General features: G+C 59.5%; 16 protein-coding genes. 4 read left to right on the top strand and 12 right to left on the bottom strand.

All coding sequences use genetic code 11. The features are described 5' to 3' along the window. Positions 1-99: 99 nt before the first annotated feature. On the top strand, positions 100-396 hold the full coding sequence (locus tag ACIQU2_RS12400; RefSeq protein WP_403140917.1) for a hypothetical protein: 297 nt from the start codon (positions 100-102) through the stop codon (positions 394-396). A gap of 255 nt (positions 397-651) precedes the next feature. Next, positions 652-1,128 (top strand): hemerythrin domain-containing protein, encoded by a 477-nt coding sequence (locus ACIQU2_RS12395; RefSeq protein WP_403140914.1) that lies wholly within the window; start codon positions 652-654, stop codon positions 1,126-1,128. Between the two features lie 58 nt (positions 1,129-1,186). Here the strand turns inward: ACIQU2_RS12395 and ACIQU2_RS12390 are convergent, their stop codons facing one another. Then, on the bottom strand, positions 1,187-1,723 hold the full coding sequence (locus ACIQU2_RS12390; protein ID WP_403141250.1) for a hypothetical protein: 537 nt from the start codon (positions 1,721-1,723) through the stop codon (positions 1,187-1,189). A 339-nt stretch (positions 1,724-2,062) separates the two neighbouring features. Between ACIQU2_RS12390 and ACIQU2_RS12385 the strand changes: the two genes are divergently transcribed. Beyond that, complete coding sequence (locus ACIQU2_RS12385) at positions 2,063-2,308, top strand: hypothetical protein (protein WP_347805904.1); 246 nt, start codon at positions 2,063-2,065, stop codon at positions 2,306-2,308. Between the two features lie 9 nt (positions 2,309-2,317). On the opposite strand, the gene ACIQU2_RS12380 is transcribed toward ACIQU2_RS12385, so the two are convergent. The 4 genes from ACIQU2_RS12380 to ACIQU2_RS12365 form a co-directional block, all read right to left on the bottom strand. Continuing rightward, positions 2,318-4,237 (bottom strand): PAS domain S-box protein, encoded by a 1,920-nt coding sequence (locus ACIQU2_RS12380; protein WP_403140910.1) that lies wholly within the window; start codon positions 4,235-4,237, stop codon positions 2,318-2,320. A gap of 87 nt (positions 4,238-4,324) precedes the next feature. Further along, positions 4,325-5,233: a zeta toxin family protein gene (locus ACIQU2_RS12375; RefSeq protein ID WP_403140907.1), complete on the bottom strand. Its 909-nt coding sequence runs from the start codon at positions 5,231-5,233 to the stop codon at positions 4,325-4,327. Between the two features lie 128 nt (positions 5,234-5,361). Further along, on the bottom strand, positions 5,362-7,641 hold the full coding sequence (locus ACIQU2_RS12370; protein ID WP_403140906.1) for an ATP-dependent DNA helicase: 2,280 nt from the start codon (positions 7,639-7,641) through the stop codon (positions 5,362-5,364). Then, complete coding sequence (locus ACIQU2_RS12365) at positions 7,638-9,305, bottom strand: VRR-NUC domain-containing protein (protein WP_403140904.1); 1,668 nt, start codon at positions 9,303-9,305, stop codon at positions 7,638-7,640. Before ACIQU2_RS12365 ends, ACIQU2_RS12370 begins: the two co-directional genes overlap by 4 nt. Before the next feature lie 206 nt (positions 9,306-9,511). Here ACIQU2_RS12365 and ACIQU2_RS12360 point away from each other — a divergent pair, with 206 nt between their 5' ends. Then, a complete protein-coding gene (locus tag ACIQU2_RS12360) occupies positions 9,512-9,736 on the top strand; it encodes a YgdI/YgdR family lipoprotein (protein ID WP_347806513.1) in 225 nt (74 codons plus the stop codon). Between the two features lie 90 nt (positions 9,737-9,826). Here ACIQU2_RS12360 and ACIQU2_RS12355 read toward each other — a convergent pair whose 3' ends face one another. The 7 genes from ACIQU2_RS12355 to ACIQU2_RS12325 form a co-directional block, all read right to left on the bottom strand. Next, positions 9,827-11,680 carry a polyurethanase gene (locus ACIQU2_RS12355; protein WP_403140901.1) on the bottom strand — a complete coding sequence of 618 codons (1,854 nt, stop codon included), beginning with the start codon at positions 11,678-11,680 and terminating at the stop codon, positions 9,827-9,829. A 96-nt stretch (positions 11,681-11,776) separates the two neighbouring features. Beyond that, positions 11,777-13,465 carry a polyurethanase gene (locus tag ACIQU2_RS12350; RefSeq protein WP_403140899.1) on the bottom strand — a complete coding sequence of 563 codons (1,689 nt, stop codon included), beginning with the start codon at positions 13,463-13,465 and terminating at the stop codon, positions 11,777-11,779. Between the two features lie 23 nt (positions 13,466-13,488). Continuing rightward, positions 13,489-16,536, bottom strand: a complete 3,048-nt coding sequence (locus ACIQU2_RS12345) for an autotransporter domain-containing protein (protein WP_403140897.1) — start codon at positions 16,534-16,536, stop codon at positions 13,489-13,491. Positions 16,537-16,749: 213 nt separating this feature from the next. Continuing rightward, positions 16,750-19,707, bottom strand: a complete 2,958-nt coding sequence (locus ACIQU2_RS12340; protein ID WP_403141247.1) for an autotransporter domain-containing protein — start codon at positions 19,705-19,707, stop codon at positions 16,750-16,752. 205 nt (positions 19,708-19,912) lie between these two features. Further along, positions 19,913-21,274: a TolC family outer membrane protein gene (locus tag ACIQU2_RS12335; RefSeq protein ID WP_403140894.1), complete on the bottom strand. Its 1,362-nt coding sequence runs from the start codon at positions 21,272-21,274 to the stop codon at positions 19,913-19,915. 2 nt (positions 21,275-21,276) lie between these two features. Further along, the gene (locus ACIQU2_RS12330; protein ID WP_403140891.1) at positions 21,277-22,611 is read right to left on the bottom strand and encodes an HlyD family type I secretion periplasmic adaptor subunit; all 1,335 of its coding nucleotides are present in this window, start codon (positions 22,609-22,611) and stop codon (positions 21,277-21,279) included. Further along, positions 22,608-24,383, bottom strand: coding sequence for a type I secretion system permease/ATPase (locus ACIQU2_RS12325; protein WP_403140889.1), 1,776 nt, complete (start codon positions 24,381-24,383; stop codon positions 22,608-22,610). The genes ACIQU2_RS12330 and ACIQU2_RS12325 overlap by 4 nt, the downstream gene beginning before the upstream one ends. Positions 24,384-24,438 lie beyond the last annotated feature (55 nt).

The following is a 24,438-nucleotide window of genomic DNA, read 5'->3' as shown; positions in this document are numbered from 1 at the left end:
AATCCCGTCCGGCTTTTGCACGGTGGGACTTGCCAGGTTCGGTTCCCCTGCGGCGTCGATACCTATCAAAAAGATCCTCGAGAAAATCAGGTGCTGATCATGATTCACTATTCCACCTCCGAAGAAATCAAAGCCTGCCGGGCCTTCGCCCTGGAACGTAATCATCAAATGTTTGAAGACGCCCAGGCACTGAGCCGCAGCGCCTGGGCGTTACTTGAGGTCGACGACATGGATGTGGAACTGTTTGATCGCTATCAGGCCATGCGCAGAAAGGCCGACTTGAAGTTCGAGGAAGCGATCGAGCACTTACGGCTGCTCAACGAAGATTTCCCGCCTGTCTCGATGTCCACGCAAAACGCTCATCGTTTACTCCAGCACCCCGAATCCAGAGCCTGAACTTGAAAAGCCCCGCACAGTCGCCGGGCTTTTTATTGTCTGGAACATCACTGCTCCACTGCGAACTGCATGAGTCGATTTCCGGACTCATGCAGGCTGCATGACCGCAGTTCGCCATCAGTCACTTCAACTTATTGTTTTATAAACACGTTATCGCACTGGCAAACCGGCACGACAAATGCTCAAGGACATTGAGCGACTTTCGGCCTTGAGACCGTTCGCGCTCACCCCCTGACTCGTTGGAGAGACTCGACCATGAACGCCATAGACCTGTTGAAAGCAGACCATGAACGAGTAAAAGGCATCCTGACCCAATTAAGCGAATCCACCGAACGTGGTGTTAAAAAACGCGGCGAGTTGCTGGCCAAGCTGGAAATGGAGATCGCCATCCACACCCGTCTCGAAGAGGAAGTCTTGTACCCGGCGTATAAAAAGGCTGGAGGCAAAGAGCAGGACGTCATGTACTACGAAGCCAAGGAAGAACATCGAACCGTTGATTCGCTGGTGCTGCCGGACTTGAAGGTCACCGACCCTTCCACTCCGGAATTTGCCGGTCGGGTGAAAGTGGTCAAGGAACTGCTGGAACATCACATTGAAGAAGAGGAAACGGAAATGTTTCCTCAGGCCAAAAAACTGTTGGGTAAAGCCACCCTGGAAGAATTGGGCGCGCAAATGGAAAGTTTGAAGGCCCGATACAAGAAAGAAATGAGCGCAGCCAATCTGGCGGCTTGATGCAAGTGGCGAGACAGCAAGAGGCCCGGCATATGCCGGGCCTTTTTGGTTGTTCGGTTCACGCGCCGGGGTTGGTCACCTGGATGTAGAACGCGTAGCTGCCCAGCAGCACCCAGAACGTGGCGAAAATCCACGGCGTACGCACCGAAAACAACAACGACTTGCGATACCCCTTATGGGACGATTCCATCTCACTGAACAGCGGCGACTCATCGTAAGCGAGACCCATCAAGGGCTCGCTGCGCAACAACTCACTCTGCTTGAAATGCCAGTGATCGATGATGTCGTATGCCGCGCGAATCCCCGGCCAGGCGTTGAGCGAACTGAGCAGCCCCAACAGCGCCAGGAATGGCGGCACCACCAGGGTGAAGAGTTTTCCCCACTCGGGGTTGAGGTTGGACATGCAGGAGGCGAAGGCAATCACCAAAAACGATTGCGCCGCCAGGTAGGCGTCAGTGCGATTGGCCAGAATGCTGGTTTCGTACTGGATTTCCCGGCGGTAGAAATCCAGGCGCTCCTTGGGTGAGCCGAACATCTTGGCATTGTGTTCGGTCAGGCTTTCTTCGCTCGGGGCTTTGGTCAGTATTCTTGGCACAGGAGGGTCACGCACGGGATAGAAGACGTTTAGAAGAAACGTCTACTGACAAGTTCAGCCGGATTTCAACGCGCCCTCCAGGCCCCCATCAAGGCACCCTCGCCGCCATACACAGGATCGGCCACGGGAAGTGGAACCTTGGCGATTCGAGCAACGGACTGGTCGTGAGTCGTCGGGGCCGGGCGCCGAATGTCATACTTTTCCTGGCCTTTTGGATAGGCTGTTAAAAACTCTGAGCCACTCGATGGCGAAAAATTCAAAGGCATCGTGAGGCAAAGCCTCGAACGGTGCCTCGTCACAGTGGTCCCTGACATAAGGGTCTGACATTAAGGAATGGGGATGGACTATCTCGATTGGGTGCAATGGCCAGCGATGCTGATCACGGTGCTGGCGGCGTGGTTGATCGGCTCCCAAAACCCCAGACGCAGGGTCTCGGGTTTCATCTGTTTTATTGTCAGCAATGTTTTATGGGTGATCTGGGGTTACCACACCCAGGCCTATGCACTGATCGTGTTGCAGTTTTGTCTGTGCGCCATGAACGTGCGCGGCTTCAAGAAGAACGCGGGGGCCACCGCCGAACATTGAGCTCGCTGGTCATTTCATGGCCGTGGCGATGATTTCCACCAGATTGAGTTGGGTAAAAGGTTTGGACAGGCGCGGAAGTCTGGTTGCGAAACCTTCCAGGCGCTCGGCGTAACCGGTGGCAAGGATGATCGGCAGGCTCGGCTTGATGATCCGGATAGCCTGCGCCAGTTGCGCGCCATTCATCTGTGGCATGGCCATGTCGGTGATGACCAGGTCAACCGCTGATTCAGTGTCGAATACTTTCAGCGCTTGCGCCCCGGACGTCGCACTGATCACCCGATGCCCCAGGTCTTCGAGTAACAGGCAGGTACTGGTCAACACGAGGCTGTCATCATCCACGACCAGCACGCATAGACGGTGCACCGGCGGTGCGGCCTCCTCGGTAACAGGCTTGGCACCCGAACCGGTCGTGGCGACGGGTATCCACAGTTCGGCGATCGTGCCGATGTCCTTCTGACTCTTGAGGACGAATCGTCCGCCCAGTTGCTCGATGTAACCATGCACCATCGACAGTCCCAGCCCCGTGCCTTTGCCAACGCCTTTTGTGGTGAAGAACGGGTCCATTGCCAAACCGAGCGTGGCGTCATCCATACCCTCCCCCGTGTCGCTGACACTCAGGCAGACATACCGGCCTGACAGCAGGGATAACTGCGGTTGATCCCAGGTTTCTTCAGCCTTGGCACTGATAACGATTTTTCCGCCATGGGGCATTGCATCGCGGGCGTTGGTCACCAGGTTCAGTACCGCCAGTTCAAGCTGATTGACGTCGGCGAGGACCGGCTCGATTTCTTGCGAAAAGCGGGTTTCGAGTACCACGGAAGGCCCGAGCGAACTTTGCAACAGCCCGCTGATCCCTTGCACCAGCGCCGGGATCTGGACGGATTCGGCTTTGAGCTCCTGACGTCTGGCAAACGCCAGCATGCGCTGGGTCAGGGTTACGCCCCGCAAGGCCCCCTGAGTGGCGTTGTCCACCAAACGGGTAATTTTCGGATCGTCCCCCACGCGTTTGCGGACGATTTCCAGATTGCCGAGGATGACGGTCAGCAAATTGTTGAAGTCGTGGGCGATGCCACCACTGAGTTGGCCGATGGCCTGCATTTTCTGCGCCTGAAACAGCGCTTCGCGGGTTTGCTCCAGCGCCTGCTGGGCTTGTGTGGCTTCGGTGATATCACGGGTGATCTTGGCGAAACCGAGCAGCGTGCCGGTTTCGCCCCAAATCGGATCGACCACGACATTGGCCAGGAACCGCGTACCGTCCTTGCGCACGCGCCAGCCTTTGTTTTCGAATCGCCCTTCACGTAGCGCAATGTCCAGGGTCCGTTGCGGTTGGCCGGCCTCGCGGTCTTCCGGGGTGTAAAACATCGAAAAGTGCTGGCCGATGACCTCTTCGGGCAAGTAGCCCTTGATGCGCTGAGCCCCAAGGTTCCAGTTGGTCACGCGGCCATCCGGGGCGAGCATGTAGATGGCGTAGTCAGTGACGCTTTGAACCAGCAGGCGGAACTGTTGTTCGCTTTGCTTGAGGACTTCTTCGGCCATTTTGCGGTCGGTCAGGTCGCGGGTAATCTTGGCAAACCCGAGCAACTTGCCCGACGGATCGAGAATTGGATCGACCACTACGTGGGACCAGAAGCGCGTACCGTCCTTGCGAACCCGCCAGCCTTCTCCCTCGAAACGCCCTTCCCGAATCGCCGTGTCCAGCGCTCGCTGGGGCTTACCGGCAAGGCGATCCGCTTCGGTATAGAAACGCGAAAAGTGCTGGCCGAGTATTTCGGCTTCTTCATACCCCTTGAAACGCTTGGCGCCAGCGTTCCAGCTGGTGATGATTCCATCGGGATCAATCATGTAAATCGCGTAATCAACGACAGCATCGATCAACAACCGAAAACGACTGTCGTCGATGGCGCTGGCTTTGGTCCGATCCTCGTTCATTGATCCCTCTGGGTATTACCGTTTTTTTGGAGTATGCGACAAACCACGCATTTGGAAAGTCGGAAAAACGGTACTCGTCGCCCAGCGTTATCGATTCACGTGTTTGACGATGTAGGCGTATAGATCGTTGTAGACGAATTTCGGAACATGCGAAGCATGAGTCGCCATCTTGAGCAGTGCCAGGTGGCACTCTTTGATGACTTCGTCGCGATCGCTCACCGCGAAGACGTGGTTGTCGATAATGCTGGAATAGACGCTGTACGCAAAATCCACCTTGGTTGTCGTCATGGTGACGGTGCCGTTGGCAGCTTTGGAGTAAGTACTCTGGGCAATCAAGGTTCGCTCGTTCAACCCACCGAACCCGCGCTCGTACAAATTGATTTGCGAGCCGCTTACCGCCTTTGCAGCCGTCTCGAAGGCCAGGATGATCGCAGGCGCATAATTCATGCTGGCATTCAGCTTCGATACCGTGAGAAACCGTTCCATTTCCTGGTCTTCAAGGCTTTTGAACGCTCGTTTAATGCTCGACACATGAGCAAACTCTTGAGTGCAGCCCACGATGTGAGTTTCGAACTGATAACCGGCGGCGGTCGCCAACGGCGGGAAGGCCGCGAAATCGACACTGTCGAACGCACATTCCATGATGATGTTGAATTTGCAAGTGAAGGCCTGCGTATGGATCTTCGTGCTGACTTCACGAACAAATGCCTCGGTATGCTCATACGCATGCAAGACGCCAAGTTTGATCATCTCTGCGTATTGGGGGTGTTTCTTGCGGTAGTCGGGCAGGTACAGACGAACATAGTTGTCGTAGCGTTTTGAAGGCAGCAGGTTCTTTTCCAGCAGATAGGTTTTGCCTGACCCTTGCAGCCCGGCAACGATCAGAATTTTTGGGGTTGCCTCGGCCGTAATGCCGCTGAACAGCGTCGCTTTTATTTCATTGAATGCTGCGGTGACCTGCTCAGGGGTGTACGTGTATTTCGGTGCTACTGACATATCTTGATTTCCTTATCAAAGATTCAGCTTGGAAGTAATGCTTGGTTCTTTGAATAAAGACGGCATTCGCTGATCGTTCAAATGGGCGTGTCTTTCAAGATATGTCGATGTTTTTAAAGTAAAAAATCCTACTCGACAGTGTGCAACAACCTCGGAGCAATCGACCACCAGCGTGGCAGTAGCTGCTTGACCTTGCTATCGCCAAACCGGTCATCGATCAACATCACCACCCCTTGATCCTGCTGGGTGCGGATCACCCTCCCCGCCGCCTGCACCACTTTCTGCACACCGGGAAACAGGTAGGTGTAGTCATAACCGGCGCCGAAAATCGCTGCCATGCGCTGTTTCAACCGCTCGTTGACCGGGTTGAGTTGCGCCAGTCCGAGGGTAGCAATGAATGCCCCGATCAGGCGCGCACCGGGCAAGTCGATGCCTTCGCCAAAAGCCCCACCCAACACCGCGAAACCGACGCCCTGACTTTCGGCCGTGAACTGATCGAGAAAGTCCTGTCGCTGCCCTTCCCCCATCCCCCGGGACTGCGACCACAGATTGATGTGTGGATGTTTCTCGGCCAGCAACTGCGCCACTTGCTGCAAATAATCAAAGCTGCTGAAAAACGCCAGGTAGTTGCCGGGACGTTGACTGAACTGCCGGGCAATCAGCTCGACGATCGGCGCGAGGGATGACTGGCGATGGACGAACCGCGTGGAGATCTGGCTGACGATGTGCACTTGCAGCTGATCGGCGTGAAATGGCGATTCAACGTCGATCCACACCGTGTCCGCCGGCGTGCCCAGCAGATCGGCATAGTAGTGGCGAGGGCTCAGGGTCGCGGAAAACAGCACGGTGCTGCGTGCAGCCGTCAAGCGTGGGCGGATGAAGCCGGCGGGCACCACGTTGCGCAGGCACAGCTGCGACAGGTTGCGTTGGCGGTCGAGGTCGCGCTTGCTGATGTCGAACAGGAACTGTTCATCAAAGAGCTCGGCCACCCGGCAAAATTGCAGCATGTCGAAATAGAAGTTCTGTAACGCCCCGTCCAGGCCTTGCGGATGATCGTTCAGGTAATCGCCGATGCTCGCGCTGCACGATGACAACGCCTGGAGCAGTTTTTCCGGCGCCTTGTCATAGGCCTGATAGGCGCCGAGTTGCAGGTTATGCAGGGCATTCCACTCACGGTTGACCCGTTGCAAGGTTTTTTTCAACGCCTCGGGCGCGGTTTTTCGTACGCCGTTGAGAGTCGATTGGTCGAGGCTGGCGCTGTACATCTGCCGGCCACGCTCCACCAGGTTGTGCGCTTCGTCCACCAGCACCGCGACTTTCCAGTTATTGGCCTGGGCCAGCCCGAACAGCAGCGCGCTGAAATCGAAATAGTAGTTGTAATCGGCGACTACCACGTCTACCCAGCGGGCCATTTCCTGGCTTAGGTAGTAGGGACAGACGTCGTGTTGCAGGGCAACCTCGCGCAATGCGTTCTGGTTCAGCAGGGACAACTTGCTGGCCGCCTGGCGAGCAGCGGGCAAGCGATCATAGAAACCCTGGGCCAACGGGCAGGATTCGCCGTGACAGGCTTTGTCCGGATGCTCGCAGGCCTTGTCCCGGGCGATCATTTCGAGCACTCGCAAGGGTGGCGCGTCGGCGCTGTCGAGGATCACTTGCGCGGCGTCCAGCGCCAGTTTGCGCCCCGGAGTTTTCGCCGTGAGGAAGAACACCTTGTCCAGTTGCTGCGGCGCCAGGGCCTTGAGCATCGGGAACAGCGTGCCGACCGTCTTGCCGATCCCCGTAGGCGCCTGGGCCATCAAGCAACGACCGGTGCTGACCGCCTTGAACACCGACTCCGCCAGATGACGCTGCCCCGGTCGAAAGTCGGCATGGGGAAACGCCAGTTGTTGCGCCGCCCGATTACGCCCTTCGCGATGAGCCATTTCCTGTTCGGCCCAGTGCAGGAACAAGGCGCAATGTGCTTCGAAGAACAGCCCCAATTCCGCGGCGCTGAACGCCTCGACCAGGCAGGTTTCCTTTTCGCTGACGATGTCGAAGTACACCAGGGCCAGATTGATCTGCGCCAGATCCAGTTTCTGGCACATCAACCAGCCGTAAATCTTCGCCTGCGCCCAGTGCAGCTGACGGTGGTTGGCCGGTTGCTTGCTCAAGTCGCCGCGATAGGTTTTGACTTCTTCCAGGCAATTTTGCGCGGGGTCGTAGCCGTCGGCCCGGCCCTTTACCTTCAACGTTTGATACAGGCCTTCAAGCGCGACTTCACTCTGGTAGCCCTCGCTGCGCCGGGACGCCACCGTACGGTGGCCGACAATCCCTTCCAGCGCCGTCGGCGAAGGCGTAAAACGCAGGTCGAGGTCACCGGCCTTGGCGGTGAATTCACACAGCGCCCGCACCGCGATGCTGTAACTCAAGCGCCCTGCTCCGCCCATTGCACGTAGCAGACGGCAATCGGCATCTGGTGCTCATGGTAGAACTCGAGCCAGCGCAATTGATTGTCTTGCAGGCGATCACCGGGGCCTTTGACTTCGATCATCCGGTAGGTTTTGTCCTGCGGCCAAAACTGGATCAGGTCTGGCATGCCGGCGCGATTGGCCTTGATGTCCGACAGCAGTCGATTGAACCAGTGCTTGAGGTGTTCGGCCGGCAGGCAATCGAGTGCCTGATCGAGCAATTCTTCGTTCAGCACACCCCAGAACACGAAGGGCGACTGCACGCCCCACTTGCTGGCATAGCGTTCACGAATCGTCTGGCGGTAACGCCCGTCATCGAGTTCAGCCAGGCAGCCCTGGAACAGCTCCGCGCGGCGTGCGTGAAAGTCCTCATTGAGCAGATCCACCGGCCCACGCTGGAACGGGTGGAAAAACGCCCCCGGCAACGGCGCGAAAATCGCCGGCCAGCACAGCAGACCGAACAGCGAGTTGATCAGGCTGTTTTCGACGTAATGCACCGGTGCCGACTCTTGCGCCAAATGCGCCTGAACGTAAGACTCCACCGACAACGCCGGGTCGGTTCTGGGCAGTTGCAGGTCCAGGCGCAGCATCTCCCGTGGGGACGAGCGCTTTATCACCGGACCGCCCAATTTGCGCCGCAGCCGGGGCAGCACACGCAGCAATTGTTGCTGCTCGGCGGCACTTTCCGGCGATTGCTCCACCGCGGCGGCCAGGTCCATGGCCAGCTGATATTCACCACAGCGCTCCAACACGCGAATCAACCGCAGGCGCGCGCCGGGATAGGCACACTCGCGGTAGATCGCCAGTGCGGTAGAGAAATCCGCCAGGCGCTCGCAGTGCTGACCGATCTGGAACAACAGTTTGCCGCGACGTCTTTGCAGCCAGGGATTGCTCAGCGCCAGCCCTTTGATCTGCTCGACAATGCCTTCCACGGCTTCGCCAGCCTCGAAATGCAGCTGACACTGATGAAGAAAGAGACAGGCGTCCACGTCGTCACGGCTGCGCAGGCCTCGGGAGTCGGCGCAGAACTCGACTTTTTCATAGGTAAAGATGCCCAGGTCAGCCAGCACGAACTCGGACCAGTCCTGGTAAAGATTGCCGAAAAACATCAAGCGCAGCCGGTCGCACAGGCCCATGATGGTCAGGCTGAACAATCGGTCATCCAGCGACGGGCACCACTGGCCGAAGCTGTGAACCAAGGGAAATTGTTCGCTCAGTGCGGGCAGCCAATCGGTCTTTTTTCCCTTGGGTTGATCGACGGTGTCGCCAAAACACTGGAGAATTTCCGCCTTGAGCAGCACCTCGAACAGCGCTTCGATCGACAGCGGCGATTGCTCATCGATCCAGCCCAGCGCCAGCAGTGGACCGGCGGCGATGGCGATGTCGCCGATTTCGACGTAATGCAGCTTGCTCACCCGGAAGTGATTCCCCTTGCGCATCACCATCCTGACCAGCAGCGCCCTGGGTTCACGGGGCAACCACTTGAACTCGCGGATGAAGTGTTGCTCTTCGGCACTCAACACATCGGCATAACGATGCTCAAGCCATTCAAGCACTTGCATGAAGTTGTTCAAGTAGTAGAACGGATCGTCGAGAGGATTTGCAGTCACAGGAAAAAGGGCCATGGCGAGCGAGTACTGGTTATGCGTACAGATACCAGCTACGCCCTGCCCGGGCAAACGGAAAAGGATAAGCGGCGGCGTTATTCGGTAATTTTTCGGCTGGCTATGAACTTTCTGCCGATCCATCGCACCAACCGCGATAGAGGTACAGTGACGATTGATTTCGTTCGCGACAGTCGCGCTGTTTTTTTGAAGTATAAGAGGTGGTTATGAATATCAAGACTCTGGGGTTGCCCCTGGCGGTAGCGGCCTTTCTGGCCCTGGCCGGTTGCTCGACGCCAACGGTTGTGACGCTGCAGAACGGCTCCCAGTATTTGACCAAGGACATGCCGAAAACCAAGACCAAGGACGGCTTCTTTGAGTTCGAAGATATTTCCGGGACGAAAGTGAAGGTCAAGGCCGATGAAGTGACCACGATTCGACAGGAAGACTGAATAGCAAAATCAAAAGATCGCAGGCTTCGCCAGCTCCTACACCCATGGCCGGTGCAGGAGCTGACGATCTTTTAATTGTGTAGCAGCAAACTAGGCGATAACGATTCCCCCGCCCGACAAGCTATCCAGCCCAACCCCGACCAACGTCACCGAATCCCCCCCAAATGTCAGCACCGTGTCGTGCCCCACCGCCGTGGCATGCGCCCGATAGTCGTCGTTCGGCGTCACGCCTTGAACTCCGAGAAACACCAGTTTGTCGCTGGCCTGGTAGCCAACCACGCGGTCCTGACCAAACGCGCCGCTAAACAGGAACGTATCAATCCCGCCCCCCGACTCCAACAAGTCATTGCCCGCCCCGCCGACAAACACGTCGCTGCCCTTGCCGCCGAGCAAATGGTCGTTGCCGTCCAGCCCCAACAACCAATCACCAACGGCATGAGCCGTGAGCGTATCGGCACCGGCGCCGCCCTTCACTGTTGACGCGTACTGAGTCAGGTTGCTGCCCGCCTTAAGGCCTTCGGCAGTGACGCTGTGGGTCACGTCATCCTTGAACAGGCCCCACAGAAACCCCGGCTCCTTGGTCACAATGCTGCCGATGTCGCGGGTAATGCTGATGCCGCCATTGGCGTCGCGAATGTACAGGTTGCCGGCGCCGTCGTTGGCGAAGTCGAGATTGTTCACCGACTGCTGCACGTCCAGCACGTTGTTGCCCTTGCCGCCCAACAAGATGTTGTAGCCACCACCGTCGCGGAAGGTGTCGTTGCCATCGCGGCCTTCCAGGTAGTCGTTGCCTTTGCCACCCTGGATCAGATCGTTGCCGTCGCTGCCGATGATGAAAGTACTGCCCTTGTGGGTTTCAGCGTTGCGATTCAGATCCTGAACCCAAGTGTTGGCGCGCGCCGGGTCCGACAGGTTGGCAACGATGATCGTCGAGTCTTTACTGGTGAGGTCGTAGAACTTCGACTCGATCACCCGGTTCATGCCGTCGCCATAGGCGGTAGGCAAGTGCGAGATCCAGGTCGGAATGTTAAGGATGGAAAACGGCAGCACATTCCACGCTGTCGAAGCGTAGTGGTCATTGAAGCTGACGATGTTATCGGTCGCCGAAACCTTGGCGGCATCGTGCATGCCCACCGATGACAGGTTAAAGGATGAACCGTCGAGGGCGCGGAACACCGGGTCGTTTTCGTAACCGACGTTCAGCACTTTGTCGGTGCTGCTTTGGGTCGGCGAGGCGTAGGCGATGTAGTTGGAATCCTGGTAGAACCCGGCCCACTTGTCGTTGCTCAAATCCGCCAGGCTGTTGACCGCCAGCCCGCCGAGGCTGTGACCGCTGACCAGCACGTCCTTGCCCGACAGGCCGTTGGACCGGGCAAAGGCCGCCACGTCGCTGAGCAGATTACCGAAGGCTTCGCCAACGTAGTTTTTCGCATAATCCTTTGGCCCCAACGCCGCCAGCAGATCATTGATCACATCGCCGATGGAGTCGCTGATCTGGCTTTCTCGTGGGCCGCTGGTGCCGCGAAAGGCGATACCGATTTCGCTGAGATGACCCTGCGCGTCGTACTTGCCGAGGATTTCCACTTGAGCGCTGGTGTACCCGGCCTTTTCGCCGAAGAACGTTCCGCGTGCATCGACCTTGCCGTCATAGCCCAGTTGCGTGGCGGTGATCGGCGTCCAGCCGGCTTTCTGCACCGCGTCCAGCGCGGCTTTTTCCGAATCGGGGTTCCATGGGATTCCGGGAATGACGCCCTGGGAGTCGGTGCCACCGATCAGTGCGGTCACCAATGTCACCGGCAAGCCAAGGCCAAAGCCGTTGTGCTGATAGCCGGTGGCAAAGCCGTTATCCAGGTTGTGGTAGGAATACAGCGTGATCGCCATCGCGTCGGTAAATAACGCTTTGGAATCTGCTGTGCCGAAGTTTTTGTAGTCGTACACACCCATTGGTATTGCCTCTCTCTTTGTTGGAATTGTCAGAGATAGCTCACAACCAGAACGCCTCAATCACGAGGCGTCCCGGAGCATTTAGTGCATGCAGCCTTAGGCAAACGTAATGCCTGAAGCCGACAGGTTATCCAGTCCCACCCCCACCAGGGTCACGGCAAAGTCGCCAATCTTCAGCACCGTGTCATGGCCCGACTGCGAAGCGTGTTGTTTGTAGTCATACCCCTGCCCCGCGCCCTGAACGCCCATGAACAGCAGTTTGTCGCTGCCCTGGTAGCCATTGATCGCGTCGAAACCGAAGGCGCCGCTGAACAGGAACGTGTTGTTGCCACCCGAGGCCTGCATTTCGTCATTGCCCGCGCCACCGACGAAGGTCACGTGGCTTTTGTCGCTGCGCAGCAGATCGTTGCCGGCATTGCCGAACAACCAGTCGCCGTCGACGCTGGCTGCCAGTGTGTTGCCGTAGGCGTCACCGTTAAGCGAGTGGTTGTACTGGGTCAGCTCACTGCCGTTGAGCAAACCGTTGGCGGTGACGCTGTAAGCCACCTCCTTGCTCCCCCACCATGAGCCCGACTCCTTGCTGACCAGTGCGCCGATATCGCGGGTCATGCTGATGCCGCCATAGGCATCACGCGCGTACAGCGTGCCGTCGCCGTCGTTGAAAAAGCTGAAGTTCTGCAACGGCTTCTGCAGTTCGAAGGTGTTGTTGCCTTTGCCGCCCAGCAGGAGGTTGTAGCCACCGTCATCGCGGAACCGGTCATTGCCATCGCGGCCTTCGATGAAGTCATTGCCGGCACCGCCCTTGAGCAGGTCGTTGCTGTCGGTGCCGATGATGAATGTGCTGCCGGTGTGAGGTTCGCCGCTGCGACCAAGGTCCTCGACCCAGGTCTTGCCCCGGGACGCTTCCGCGAGGTTGGACACGATCAGCGTCGAGTCCTTGTCGGTGAGGTCGTAGAAACGCGAGTCGATCACCCGGTTCAAACCGTCGGCATAACCCAGCGAACCGTGAGCCGACCAGTTCAGCGGGTTGAGGATGCTGAACGGCACCAGGTTCTGCGAGGTGGACGCGTACTGGTCATTGAAGTTGACGATGTTGTTGGTCGCCGAGTCCTGATGACCATCGTGCTTGCCCAGGGAACCGCTGCTGAACGTGGTGCCGTCGAGTACCCGAAATACCGGATCGTTCTCGTAGCCGATGTTCAGTACGTTGTTGCCGGTGGCGCTCTGGGTCGGCGAGGCAAAGGCAACGTAGTTGGCCTCCTTGAAGAAACCGCCCCAGTTGTTGCCACTCAGTTCGGCGAGGCTGTTGACGCCCAGCCCGCCCAGGCTATGGCCGCTGACCATGACGTCCCTGGCGCTCAGGCCATGGGCAATCGCAAACGCGGCAACGTCCTTGAGCAAGTTGTCGAAGGCATTCTTCGCATAGTTCGTCGCGTAATCCACCGGGCCGACGGCGGCCAGCAGATTGTTTTTCATGTCGCCGAAGGTGTCACTGTAACCCAGGCCGCCGGTGCCTCGGAAAGCAATGCCGATACCGATCAGCTTGCCCGCCGCGTCGTACTTGCCGAGCACTTCGGCTTCGGCGCTGGTGAAGCCGTCCTTCTCGCCATAGTAGGTGCCTTGTGCGCTGACCTTGCCTTGATAACCGAGCTGCGTGGCGCCAATCGGCGCCCAACCGGTCGCCGGCAGTGGCTGACCCGTCGGCGTGTACGCATACAGCGTCAGCGCGATAGCGGCGCTGTACAACGCCTTGCCGTCAGCATTTTTGTAATCAAACAGTCCCATAGGTTTGCTTCCTTTGCGTCAAATCAGAACTGCCAGTCGAGCGTCAGACCCACACCGTGGTCTTTCTCGCGGGAGCCGAGCAGGCCGTTGTAATCCAGGCTCAAACGAACGTCCTGCGCCACCGCCAAACCGGCCCGCGCACCCACAACGGCGGCGTTACGATCCAGGGAAACGCTCTGCACGCTGAACGCGGTATTGCCGTTGGCGAAGGCCAGATGATCTTCGGAACGGGTGTTGCTCAGGTTGTGCTGCCAGCCCAGCGTGCCGGACAGTTCCAGCTGCTGTTGGTCCGTCAGGGCAATCGCTTTGCTCGCCCGCAGACCGAGGGTCGAGAGCACGGCGTCGCGGTTGTCTTCGCCACCCTTGAGCGCTGCGGCATCACCTTTTTCGGTGAAGCTGTCGCTGTTCAGGTGCACATAAGCCAGGTTGGCGAACGGTTCCAGTGCCAGCGGTTGCAGGTCCAGGCGATACGCCGCTTCAGTAAACAGTTGTGCGGTTGTCGCATCGCGTTTGGATTTCTGTTTGCCGCTGACGTCGCCCAATTGCAGGTCACGTTTCACGTCGATGCGGTGCCAGCTGTAAGCGCCACCGACGCTCAGACGCAGTGCATCGATTTCATGGCCCAGATAGGCGCCCAAGTGGTAGCTGTCGACGGAGGCTGACGAATGTGTGCCATCGCCCATGCTCAACGAACTGTCGCTGTAACCGGTCACGAAACCCAGCCGTGTATCTTCAGTGATCAGACCGTCGACACCGGCCAGCAAGCCGCCGATGGAGCTGTTGGAACTGGCGTTGTCATGCCCGCCATCGCTCTTGCCCCAGGCGCCAAGGACTTTGACCCAGGCGTTGCTGCGGTCATCGGTGGGTGCCGCGGCGTCAAACAGATCACGTTCACGAAGGCGCTCGCCAACGGCATCGCGCAGGTAACGGCTATCGTTGATCAGCAGCGTGCCGATCGCCGGGTGAATCTCACCGGACAGTTGCTGGAAGGCTTGTTGCGCGACGGCGGCGGTCGGCGAAAGCAGCAAGGTTTCATAGAGCGGATTGCCGGCGCCCAGTTGCTCGGCGGCCGCGGCGACGGCGCGTTGATTCGGGGTTTGGCCGACGCTGGCGAAGGACGCTGCGTTGCGCTCTACCGCCAGTTGGATGCCATTGGCCGAGTAGCCGAGTGTGCCTCCGATGAACAGATAATCCGGGAGCACGGCGCCGAAACGGCCTTCGATCCCGCCGGCCGCTTGCAGAATGTTGTACTGATGGCCGAGCAGGGATTTCACTTCGCTGGTGGTCAGCAAGGTCGGGCTGTTTTCCAGGGACAGGCTGACGGTAGCGCCGTCGATCACCGCTTTGCCGCCCGCCACGATCTGATCGCTGCTGGTCGGCGACAACTCCACGGCGTAGGTCGAGCCAGGTTCGAAGGTCACGTCGCCCGCAACTTGCAAGATGCCGATGGAGTTGCCTGGCGCTACGGTGCCACCGCTTTTCGCGGTCAATGCGCCGATGCGGCCATTACCGCCGAGGATCCCGCTGTCGTTGACGGTGACCGCCGAGAGCAGCGAGCCGTTGATTGCCAATCGGCCCTGATTGACCAGCGTCGGGCCGGCGTAGGTGTTGGCGCCAGTCATGACCAGCGTGCCGATGCCCTGCTTGGTCAGGCCACCATGGCCGGAAATGTCGTTGCGCCACGTGTCGAGGCCGCAGTGCACGTCATTGCACACGCGTTCGGTCGGTTTGCCCGCGTCGATAATCGCGCCGATGCCTGGCAAATCCGCGACAAACTGGCTCGAACCGTAGGCACCCTGGATGCGGAACTCCTCGGGAATGTCTTGCTCGGTGACCAACATCGCCGGGCCATCGATGCCTTTGCGCAGGTTGATCATCCCCCAGCCGTACAACGCGTCGACACCCGGCGCACCGAGGTCGGTGGCCGTGGTGCGCAGTACGCTGGCGACCTGGGCGCCGGTCATGTACGGGAAGCGTTCCATCAACACGGCCATGGAACCGGCGACATGCGGCGCCGCCATCGAGGTGCCGTTGTAGTTGGCGTAGCCGGTGGTCAGGTTGCCGGCGTTGGTACCGCTGATGATCGAGCTGTAGATCTTGCTGCCCGGTGCGGACACGCAAAAGCTTGCGGTGTAGCCGCAGCGCGATGAGAAGGTGCTGATGTTGTAGAGGTCCGGGCTGTTGAGGTCCGGGTTTTTCTGCAACGCCGCCACGGTCACCCAGTTCGGCGCGATGTCCGGGACGAAATAGCCCAGGCCTGCGATAGCGTCCGGGTTGTTGAGGTTGTAGTCGTTGCCGGCCGCGAAGATCGTCACGATACCGCTGCGGGCCGCCGCGATGGCGCCGTCGTAGGCTCCGCCCGGTTTGGTCCCGAGCAACGGACGGATCTCGTTGAACTGCAATTGCGCGTCTTGCACGGTGAAATGCGGGTAGGCGGGGTTGCGTCCGCCGAGGTCGAAGCGATCGGTGATGCCGATGCCCCAACTGTTATTGATGATCCGCGCGCCGCTGGCGATCAAGGCATCCCAACCGGCCTTGTAGACCGCGCCGTCGTTGCCGCGAATGATGCCGTCCTCCGGGCCCGGATCGCCGTTGTCCGCACTGATGATCTGCGAGCCAAACGCCACGCCATGCATCGGGCCGCCATCGCGACTGCCGGCAGCGATTCCGCCAACGTGGGTGCCGTGGGCACCCAGCTTGCCGTCGGAACCGATCGAGGGCGAACCGTCGTAGCGAAACGCATCGCCGGCTTTGACCGGGATGTACGGGTCGGTGTATTCGCGGATGCCGCTGGTGACCAGAGTGATCACCTTGTTGGTGCCGGAAAACTCCGGATGCGCGGCGTAGACCGGTTGGTCGAAGATCCCCAGCTTCACGCCTTTGCCGGTGTAACCGGCGGCGTAGGCCTCTTGTGCGTTGACCGCTCCCAGCCCCCAATCGGCATTGAATTCAGGGCTGCGCCAACTGTTGGGATCGCCCGCTCTACCGTTTTCCACGTAAGGCGCCGCTTGCGCGGTACCGAGGGTGGCCAATGCGCAGAGCAAGGCAAGGTTGTTGTGCTTGTTATTCATCCAGCGACCGTCCTTAGTTGTGTTGCCAAAATCCCTGTGCCTTGAAAAGCACCCTTCAAATTCACACGTCCTGTAGCAGCTGGCGCAGCCTGCGTTCGGCTGCGCAGCAGTCGTAAACCCTGAATGCACGGTGTAACTGATGGACCGCAGTGTCTGATTTTGCGACTGCTTCGCAGCCGGACGCAGGCTGCGCCAGCTGCTACAGGTTCTGCGTTAAAACTGCCAGTTGAGGCTGAGCCCTACGCCATGGGTCTTCTCGCGGCTGGCCAGTTGGCCGGTGTAATCGAGGCTCAAGCGGATGTCCCGGCTCAGGGCCAGGCTGGCATGGGCGCCCACCAGCGCCGCATCACGCACCATTGGCGAACTTTCCACGGAAAACGCTGTGCTGCCGCCGGCAAACGCCAGGTGCTCTTCAGAATCGGTATGGCTCAGGTTGTGCTGCCAGCCGAGGCTGCCACTCAGGTCCAACTTCTGCTGGCCGGACAGGCTCACGGTTTTCAATGCGCGCACGCCCAACGTGCTGAGCACCGCGTCACGCGTGTCGCCACTGCTTTTCAGTGCGGCGGCGTCACCTTTCTCGGTGAAACCTTCGGTGTCGAGGTGCACGTAGGTCAGGTTCGCGAAGGGTTCGAGCGCCAGAGATTGCAGGTTCAGGCGATACGCCGCTTCACCAAACACTTGGGTGGTCCCGGCATCGACCTTGGCTTTCTGTTTGGCGCTGACGTCGCCGTATTGCAGGTCACGCTTGACGTCGGCCCGATGCCAGCTGTAGGCACCGCCGCCACTCAGACGCCAGGCACCCAACTCGCGGCCGGCATAAGCACCCAGGTGATAGCTGTCGACCTTGGCCGATGAGTGAGTGCCAGAGCCCATGCTCACCGAGCTGTCGCTATAGCCGGTGACCAGACCGATCCGGGTTTGCTCATCGAGCGCACCGTCGACACCGGCGAGCAAACCGCCAATCGAGGTAGTGTAACCGGCGGTGTCATGGCGCTCATCAGTTTTGCCCCAAGCGCCCAGCGCCTTGATCCAGCCATTGCTTTGAGTGCCTTGGGCGTCAATCAGTCGCTCGCCGACAGCATCACGCAGGTAGCGGCTGTCATTGATCAGTACCGAGCCCAGCGCCGGATAGATTTCCCCCGACAACTGCTGAAACGCCTGTTGGGCGGACGTCGCGGTGGGCGACAGCAGCAGGCTTTCGTAAACCGGATTGCCCACCCCAAGCCCTTCAACGGCGGAGGCTACGGCGCGCTGGCTCGGCGTTTGGCCGACGCTGGCGAAGGTCGTGTCGTTACGCTCGACACTCAATTGAATTCCGGTGGCGGCGTAATCGAGGCTGCCACCCATGAACAGATAGTTGGGCAGCACCGCCCCGAACTGACCTTGAATGCCGCCGGCCGCTTGCAGGATGTTGTATTGATGACCGAGCAGGCTTTGCACTTGTTGAGTGCTGAGCAAGGTCGGACTGTTTTCCAGGGAAAGGCTGACGGTCGCGCCGCTGACCGTGGCCGTGCCGCCCGCGACGATCCGGTCACTCTCGGTCGGCGATAGCTCTACCGCGTAGGTCGAACCCGGCGCAAACGTGACGTCGCCGCTGACCTGCAAGATGCCAATGGAATTGCCGGGCGCAACCGTAGCGCCGCGGTTGGCGGTCAGTGCGCCGACGCGTCCCGACCCACCCAGCGTGCCGCTGTCATTAACGGTCACTTGCGATGCCAGCGAACCGTTGATCGACAGCAGACCGCCATTCACCGTGGTCGGCCCGCGCCAGGTATTGTCGCCGGTCAGCATCAGGCGTCCGGCACCGGACTTGATCAGGCTGCCTTCGTAGACTCGAGTGGCGGCGGCGAGATCGCGGGCCATGCCCACCGCATAGTCGGTCTGATCCTGCTGGCTGGCACCGACCGGCACACCGTTCTCCCAACCTTTGGTCTTGAGTGTCTGTTGCCAGGCACTGTGTTCCGTCGCGTCTTCGCCCTGACGCTGAATCAGCGCCTTGTCGGTGATGTTGTTGCTCCAGACATCGCTCTGCCCTGCCCCCAGATTGGCGTCGAAACGTCCGAGTAATTGCCCCGGCCCGCGCATCGCCCGTTCGAGGTTGGCCACGCCCCAGCCGACGCGGGTATTCGGCGCCTCGGTAATCGAACCGTCGAGTTGGGTGGCGGTGGTCAGCAGGGTTTCCAGCGCCTGCTGGTTGTTCATGTACGGATAGCGTTCCATCACCAGTGCCAGGGTACCGGTGGCATGCGGCGCGGACATGGAGGTGCCGGACTTGATCGCATAGCCTGCGCCGGGAATGGTGCTGTCGATCTTCGCGCCGGGGGTGGTGATGCACCAATACTTGGCAATCCCGCACTGGTTGTATTTCTGCTGGTTGCCTTGATCCAGCCCCGACACCGCCAGCCAATGGCCTTCCAGGTCCGGCTCAAAATAGGGCAAGGCTGAACGCACGCTGGCGTTGGGGTAACCGCTGTTACCGGCGCTGAACACGTTGATCACCCCGCGTCGGGAAACGTCTGCTGCCTCATCGAGCCAGGTGCCTTTGTTCCAGTGCTGGGCGTAGGCCGCATGCAGATCGTCGAGGGTCCGATAGCTGACATCCGGTGGCTGACTGCCCCAGCTGTTGTTGATCGCTCGCACACCGGCATCCGCCAACGCGTTATAGACCGCTTTGAAGTAGCGTGGATCAGGATTGGGACCGAACAGGAAGCTATCGTTCTTGTTGGTGTTGCCGACGTAGACCTGCGCGTTGTAGGCCACGCCGTGCATGCCGGTGCCGTCGCGGGAAGCGCCGATGGTGCCGGCGACGTGCGTGCCGTGGGAATCGTTGTTGGCGTTGAGTGTGCCGTCGACATTGAACTGGGAGCCGTCAACGTAACTGCCGCTGGCTGTCACCGCGTGGTAACGGTCGGTAGCGAATTCGGGATGGGAAGCATCGAAGCCTGAATCGAGCTCGCCGATTTTCACGCCTTTGCCCGTGATGCCGGCGGCATAGGCTTGATCGGCTTTCATGCGGGCGAGTCCCCAGTCGCGCTGGAACTCTGCCGAGCGCCAACTGGCGGCATCACCGGGTACGCCGGTTTCCAGGTAAGCGGCTTGCACCGAGACGGGCATTGCTGACACCAGGAGTAATAGCGTGCCGACCGCCATCGGCTTGATCTGTACGTCCATGTTCATGACTTCTCGCTTTTTTGGCGTTTTTAGAATTCTGGTTGCCCAAAACGGGCAGCAACGCATCCCCTGTAGCAGCTGGCGCAGCCTGCGTTCGGCTGCGTAGCAGTCGTAAAACCTGACAGTACGGTTTGTCAGATAGACCGAATGGCGACTGCTTCGCAGCCGAACGCAGGCTGCGCCATCCAATTACAGGTTCAACTCATTAACTCCTCGGGCCTTGGCCGAACGCCTCGTCAACCTTGGCCAAATCCTGCTCATTCAATGTCCCGGCGTAGTAATGCAACTTGGTCCAGGCCATCAAGTAGTCGTAGCGTGCCTGAGCCAAATCCCGGCGGGTGGTAAATAGTTGTTGTTCGGCGTTCAGCGCATCGAGGTTGACGCGCTCACCGCCCAAGATGCTTTGCTTGGTCGAAACCACCAGCGCTTCGGCAGACTTCAGGGCTTTCTGATAAGCCCGCAACTTGTTCACGCCCGACAGGCAGGCGCTGAACTGCCGACGCAGCTCGATCAGGGTTTCCCGGGTCTTGCCGTCCAGTTCGTACTCGGCCTGCTCCATGGTGCGGCTGGCCTGACGGGTCGATGCGGAAACCCCGCCGCCCGCATACAGCGGCACGTTGACTTCAATCCCGATGGTGTTGGTGTCGTAACGCTGGTTGTAGGTGTTGCCACTTTCCGACTCGTTCTGGCGCACCGAGGCGTAGGCACTGACTTTGGGCAGGTGTCCGGCGCGGTTGCGTTCGACTTCATAACGCGCGACTTCCACGGCATGGCGCTGCGAAGCGAGATTCGGGTTGTTGGCCACGGCCATCTCGTGCCAGGTATCGAAGTTGGCCGGCTGCAGGGTGAACGTCTGGAAACTCTGGTCCAGCGGCGCCAAATCCCCGATGTTGATCGCCGGCACGCCAATCAGCGCGCCCAGCTCTCGTAACGACGCGTCTTGCTCGTCACGGGCTTCGATTTCCTCGGCCGTGGCCAGTTCATAGCGGGACTCGGCCTCAAGGATGTCGGTGCGCGTACCCTCGCCCTGTCGGAACATGTGTTCGTTCTGCTGGAACTGTTGCTCGAAAGCCTTTTTCTTGGCTTGCGCGATGTCGATCTGATCCTGAGCGAACAGCGCCTGGGTGTAATTCTCCAGCACCCGAACGAGCAATTCCTGGCTCTTGCCGCGAAAGGCTTCGTCGGCAAACAGCGATTGCGCCACGCCTTTGCGGTACGACGCGTAAGCCTCGTAGTCGAGCAGCGGTTGTTGCAGGGTGAGGGTCGAGCCGTAACTGCTGTAGTTGCGGTCATCGGTCCGGTTCTGCCCGCGCTCATTGAGGGCGGTGGCCTTGGAGGAGTTGCGCCCCTTGTTGTAGTTGTAACCGATCCTGGGCAACAGCCCGGCGCGGCCAATGACGCGGTTTTCAAGGCCGGCATCGCGCTCCTTGATGGCGCCGAGAAACACCGGATCATTGCGCAATGCTTGTTCGTAGATGTCGAACGGTCCCATCGCCAGCACACTGTTGCAGGTCAGCAACGCCAGGGTCGCTGCGAGCATGGAAAGCTTATTCATACAGCGGAACATCCTTATTCCTCAGTCAACGCGGAACCTGCCCGGTCGAGCAGCGGTTTGAACAAATAGTTGAGGAGTGAACGTTCACCGGTGCGCACGAACATTTCCGCCGGCATGCCAGGCTTGATCACCAGACCGTTGAGTTTTTCCATGGCCTGATCGCTGACGCTGCTGCGCAGCACGTAATACGGCGCACCGGTTTTCTCGTCGATCATCTGGTCGGCGGAGATCAGGCTGACTTCGCCGGGCACGCGCGGCGTGCGGCTCTGGTTGAACGCCGTGAACAGAATGTCCACCGGCAAGTGCGTGCCGACCTTGTCGACCAGGTTGACCGGCAGGTGCCCTTCCACCTCCAGACTCGTCCCCTGAGGCACGATCTCCAGCAGGGTTTCGCCCTGACGTACCACCGCGCCCACGGTGTGAACCCCGAGGTTGACCGCAATGCCATCGGCCGTGGCGATGATCTCGCTGTGTTGCAGATCGAACCCGGCGGAGGTCAGTTGCTCTTCCAGCGTCACGCTTTTCAATTGCGCATCGGCCAGTTGGGTGCGGACCTCTTTCTGGTATTCCTCGATGTGCTGTTGCAGTTTCAGCCGCGATTCGAGGATGCCCTGCTCCACACGGCCGCTGTCGCCGGTGTTTTCTGCCAATTGTTGCTGGACCTGCGACAGCTGACGCTGGTACTCCATCAACCGATTGCGCGGGATGTAGCCGTTATCGGCCAGGGGCTGAAGGTTGCTCAGCTGTTGTTGCAGAGAGCTGGCCTGGGCAGTCAAGTCCGTGCGGGCGCGGCGCATGCCAGCCAGTTGCGCGCTGGCGCCTTCGATGCTGGCGCGCAAGGCAGCCTGTTCGCGGGAAAACGCTTCACGGCGGCTGCTGAACAACTGCCGTTGACCTTCCAGCACCAAGGCCAGACGCGGGTCAGGATTGTTGCTCAGTTCAGCGGGGAAACTCACTTGCTTGAGGTTGTCCCGTTCACTCTGCCACCGCGCCAGACTGGCCCAGGCCATGCGGTATTGCGCTTGCAGCGATTGCACGTCAGCGGCGACTTGCGTCTGGTCGAGCTGGAACAATGGCTGGCCCTGCTTCACCACTTGGCCCTCGCGCACCAGTATCTGGCTGACCACCCCACTGCTCATCGATTGCACGGCTTTGCGCTTGCCTGACACCACGACCGTGCCTTGCACGGGAATGCCTTGGTCGAGAGGCGCGAGGCTGGCCCAGGTGAAGAAACTGCCGGCGCCGACGATCGCCAGAATCCAGCCCATGCGGACGAAGAAACGCGCGTCGCGCTCAGGGCGTTCTGCGAGGTAGTCGTGTTCCATGGTGGCTTCGCTGATGTTGCTCATACACCCGAATTCCTTGTCGAGGGCTGATACTGCCGGCTCATGCTGAGCCCGCCCGGTGCTTGCGCGGGTTTTTCCCGCTGCTGCTCCTGATTGGCTGCGAGTGCCTTGAGCACGTCCTGGCTTGCACCGAAGGCTTGCAAGCGCCCTTCGTTGAGCACCAGTAGCTTGTCGGCCTGGGCCAGTGCCGAGGAGCGATGGGTCACCAGAATCACGCTGGTGCCTTGGGCTTTCATTTGCGCAATGGCGCTGGCCAATGCTGCTTCGCCCACGGTGTCGAGGTTGGAATTGGGTTCATCCAGTACCACCAGGCGCGGGTTGCCATACAACGCGCGCGCCAGGGCCACGCGCTGCTTCTGCCCCCCGGACAAACCGCTACCGTCCTCGCCGAGCACGGTGTCGTAGCCTTGCGGCATGCGCAGAATCAGTTCGTGAACGCCGGCCTGTTGCGCGGCTTCAACGACTTTTTGCGGGTCCGCCTCGCTGAACCGGGCGATGTTTTCGGCGATGCTGCCGCTGAACAGCTCGATGTCCTGAGGCAGATAACCGATGTAGGGACCGAGATCGTCGCGGTTCCAGCGATGAATGTCCGCGCCGTCGAGCCGCACCGTACCGCCCAGCGTCGGCCAGACGCCGACGAGCACCCGGGCCAGTGTCGATTTGCCGGAACCGGATGCCCCCAGCACCCCCAGCACTTCCCCGGCACCGAGGCTGAAATTGACCAGGTGCAGCGTGGCTGCCCGTTGCCCCGGCGGTGCGGCGCTGACCTGCTCGAACGCGATCTGGCCTTTCGGCGCCGGCAGCGCCATGGCCGCGTCACTCGGCGGAAAGGCTTGCAGCAACGAATCAAGCCGACGGTAAGCGAGCTTGGCGCCGCTCCACTGTTTCCACACGGCGATCAATTGGTCGATGGGGCTCAGGACGCGCCCCATAAGAATGGAACCGGCGATCATCATTCCGGCCGTCATATCACCCTTGATCACCAGCAAGGCGCCAAGGCCCAGCACCAGAGATTGCAGGCACAAACGCAAGGTTTTGCTCAGGGAACTGATGACGGCGCCGGTGTCGCTGGCCTGGTTCTGCAAGCCGAGGAAACGTGAATGGACCTGGAACCAACGTGTACGCAACGCCCCGAGCATGCCCATGGCCTGAATGGTTTCGGCGTTGTGCAGGTGACTGGTGGCCAGTTGGCTGGATTTCTGGGAAAACCCTGCGGCTTCGCCCAGGGGCTTTTTGGTCATTGTCTCGTTGAGGCAAGCAAGGCCGATCAACAGCACCGTGCCCACCGTCGCAAACACGCCGAGCCAGACATTGAACAGGTAGATCACGAACAGATAGACCGGAAACCACGGCGCATCGAAGAAGGCAAACAGCGCAGGACCGGTGACGAATTGGCGAATTTGCGTCAGGTCCCCCAAGGCTTGCCCGGCGTTGCCCTCGCCCTTCAACAGGTTGCGTTCGAATGCGGCCTGATAGACCCGCAGGTTGAAGCGGCGCTCCAGTTGGCTGCCGATGCGGATAACGATGAAGCTGCGCACGATCTCAAGCAAACCGATGAAGGCAAAGAACCCGACCACCATCAACGACAGCATCGCCAGGGTGGTTTCATTTTGCGAAGACAGCACGCGGTCGTAGACCTGGAGCATGTAAATCGACGGGACCAGCATCAGCACGTTAATTAACGCGGTAAAACAACCGACGCTGATCAGGATGCTCTTGTAGTCGCCCAGCGCTTTGAATAATGGTGCGGTGGCCGGGCTCTTTGCCATCTTCATGGGTTATTCCTGAGGTGTTATTCCTCGCCCTATCTGGCGAAGTTTCCATTAACTG

The organism is Pseudomonas sp. NPDC098740 (assembly GCF_044760065.1).
GTDB lineage: Bacteria > Pseudomonadota > Gammaproteobacteria > Pseudomonadales > Pseudomonadaceae > Aquipseudomonas > Aquipseudomonas rossensis.
The sequence above is the reverse complement of the archived record's forward strand: the minus strand, read 5'-3'. Positions and strand labels throughout refer to the sequence as shown.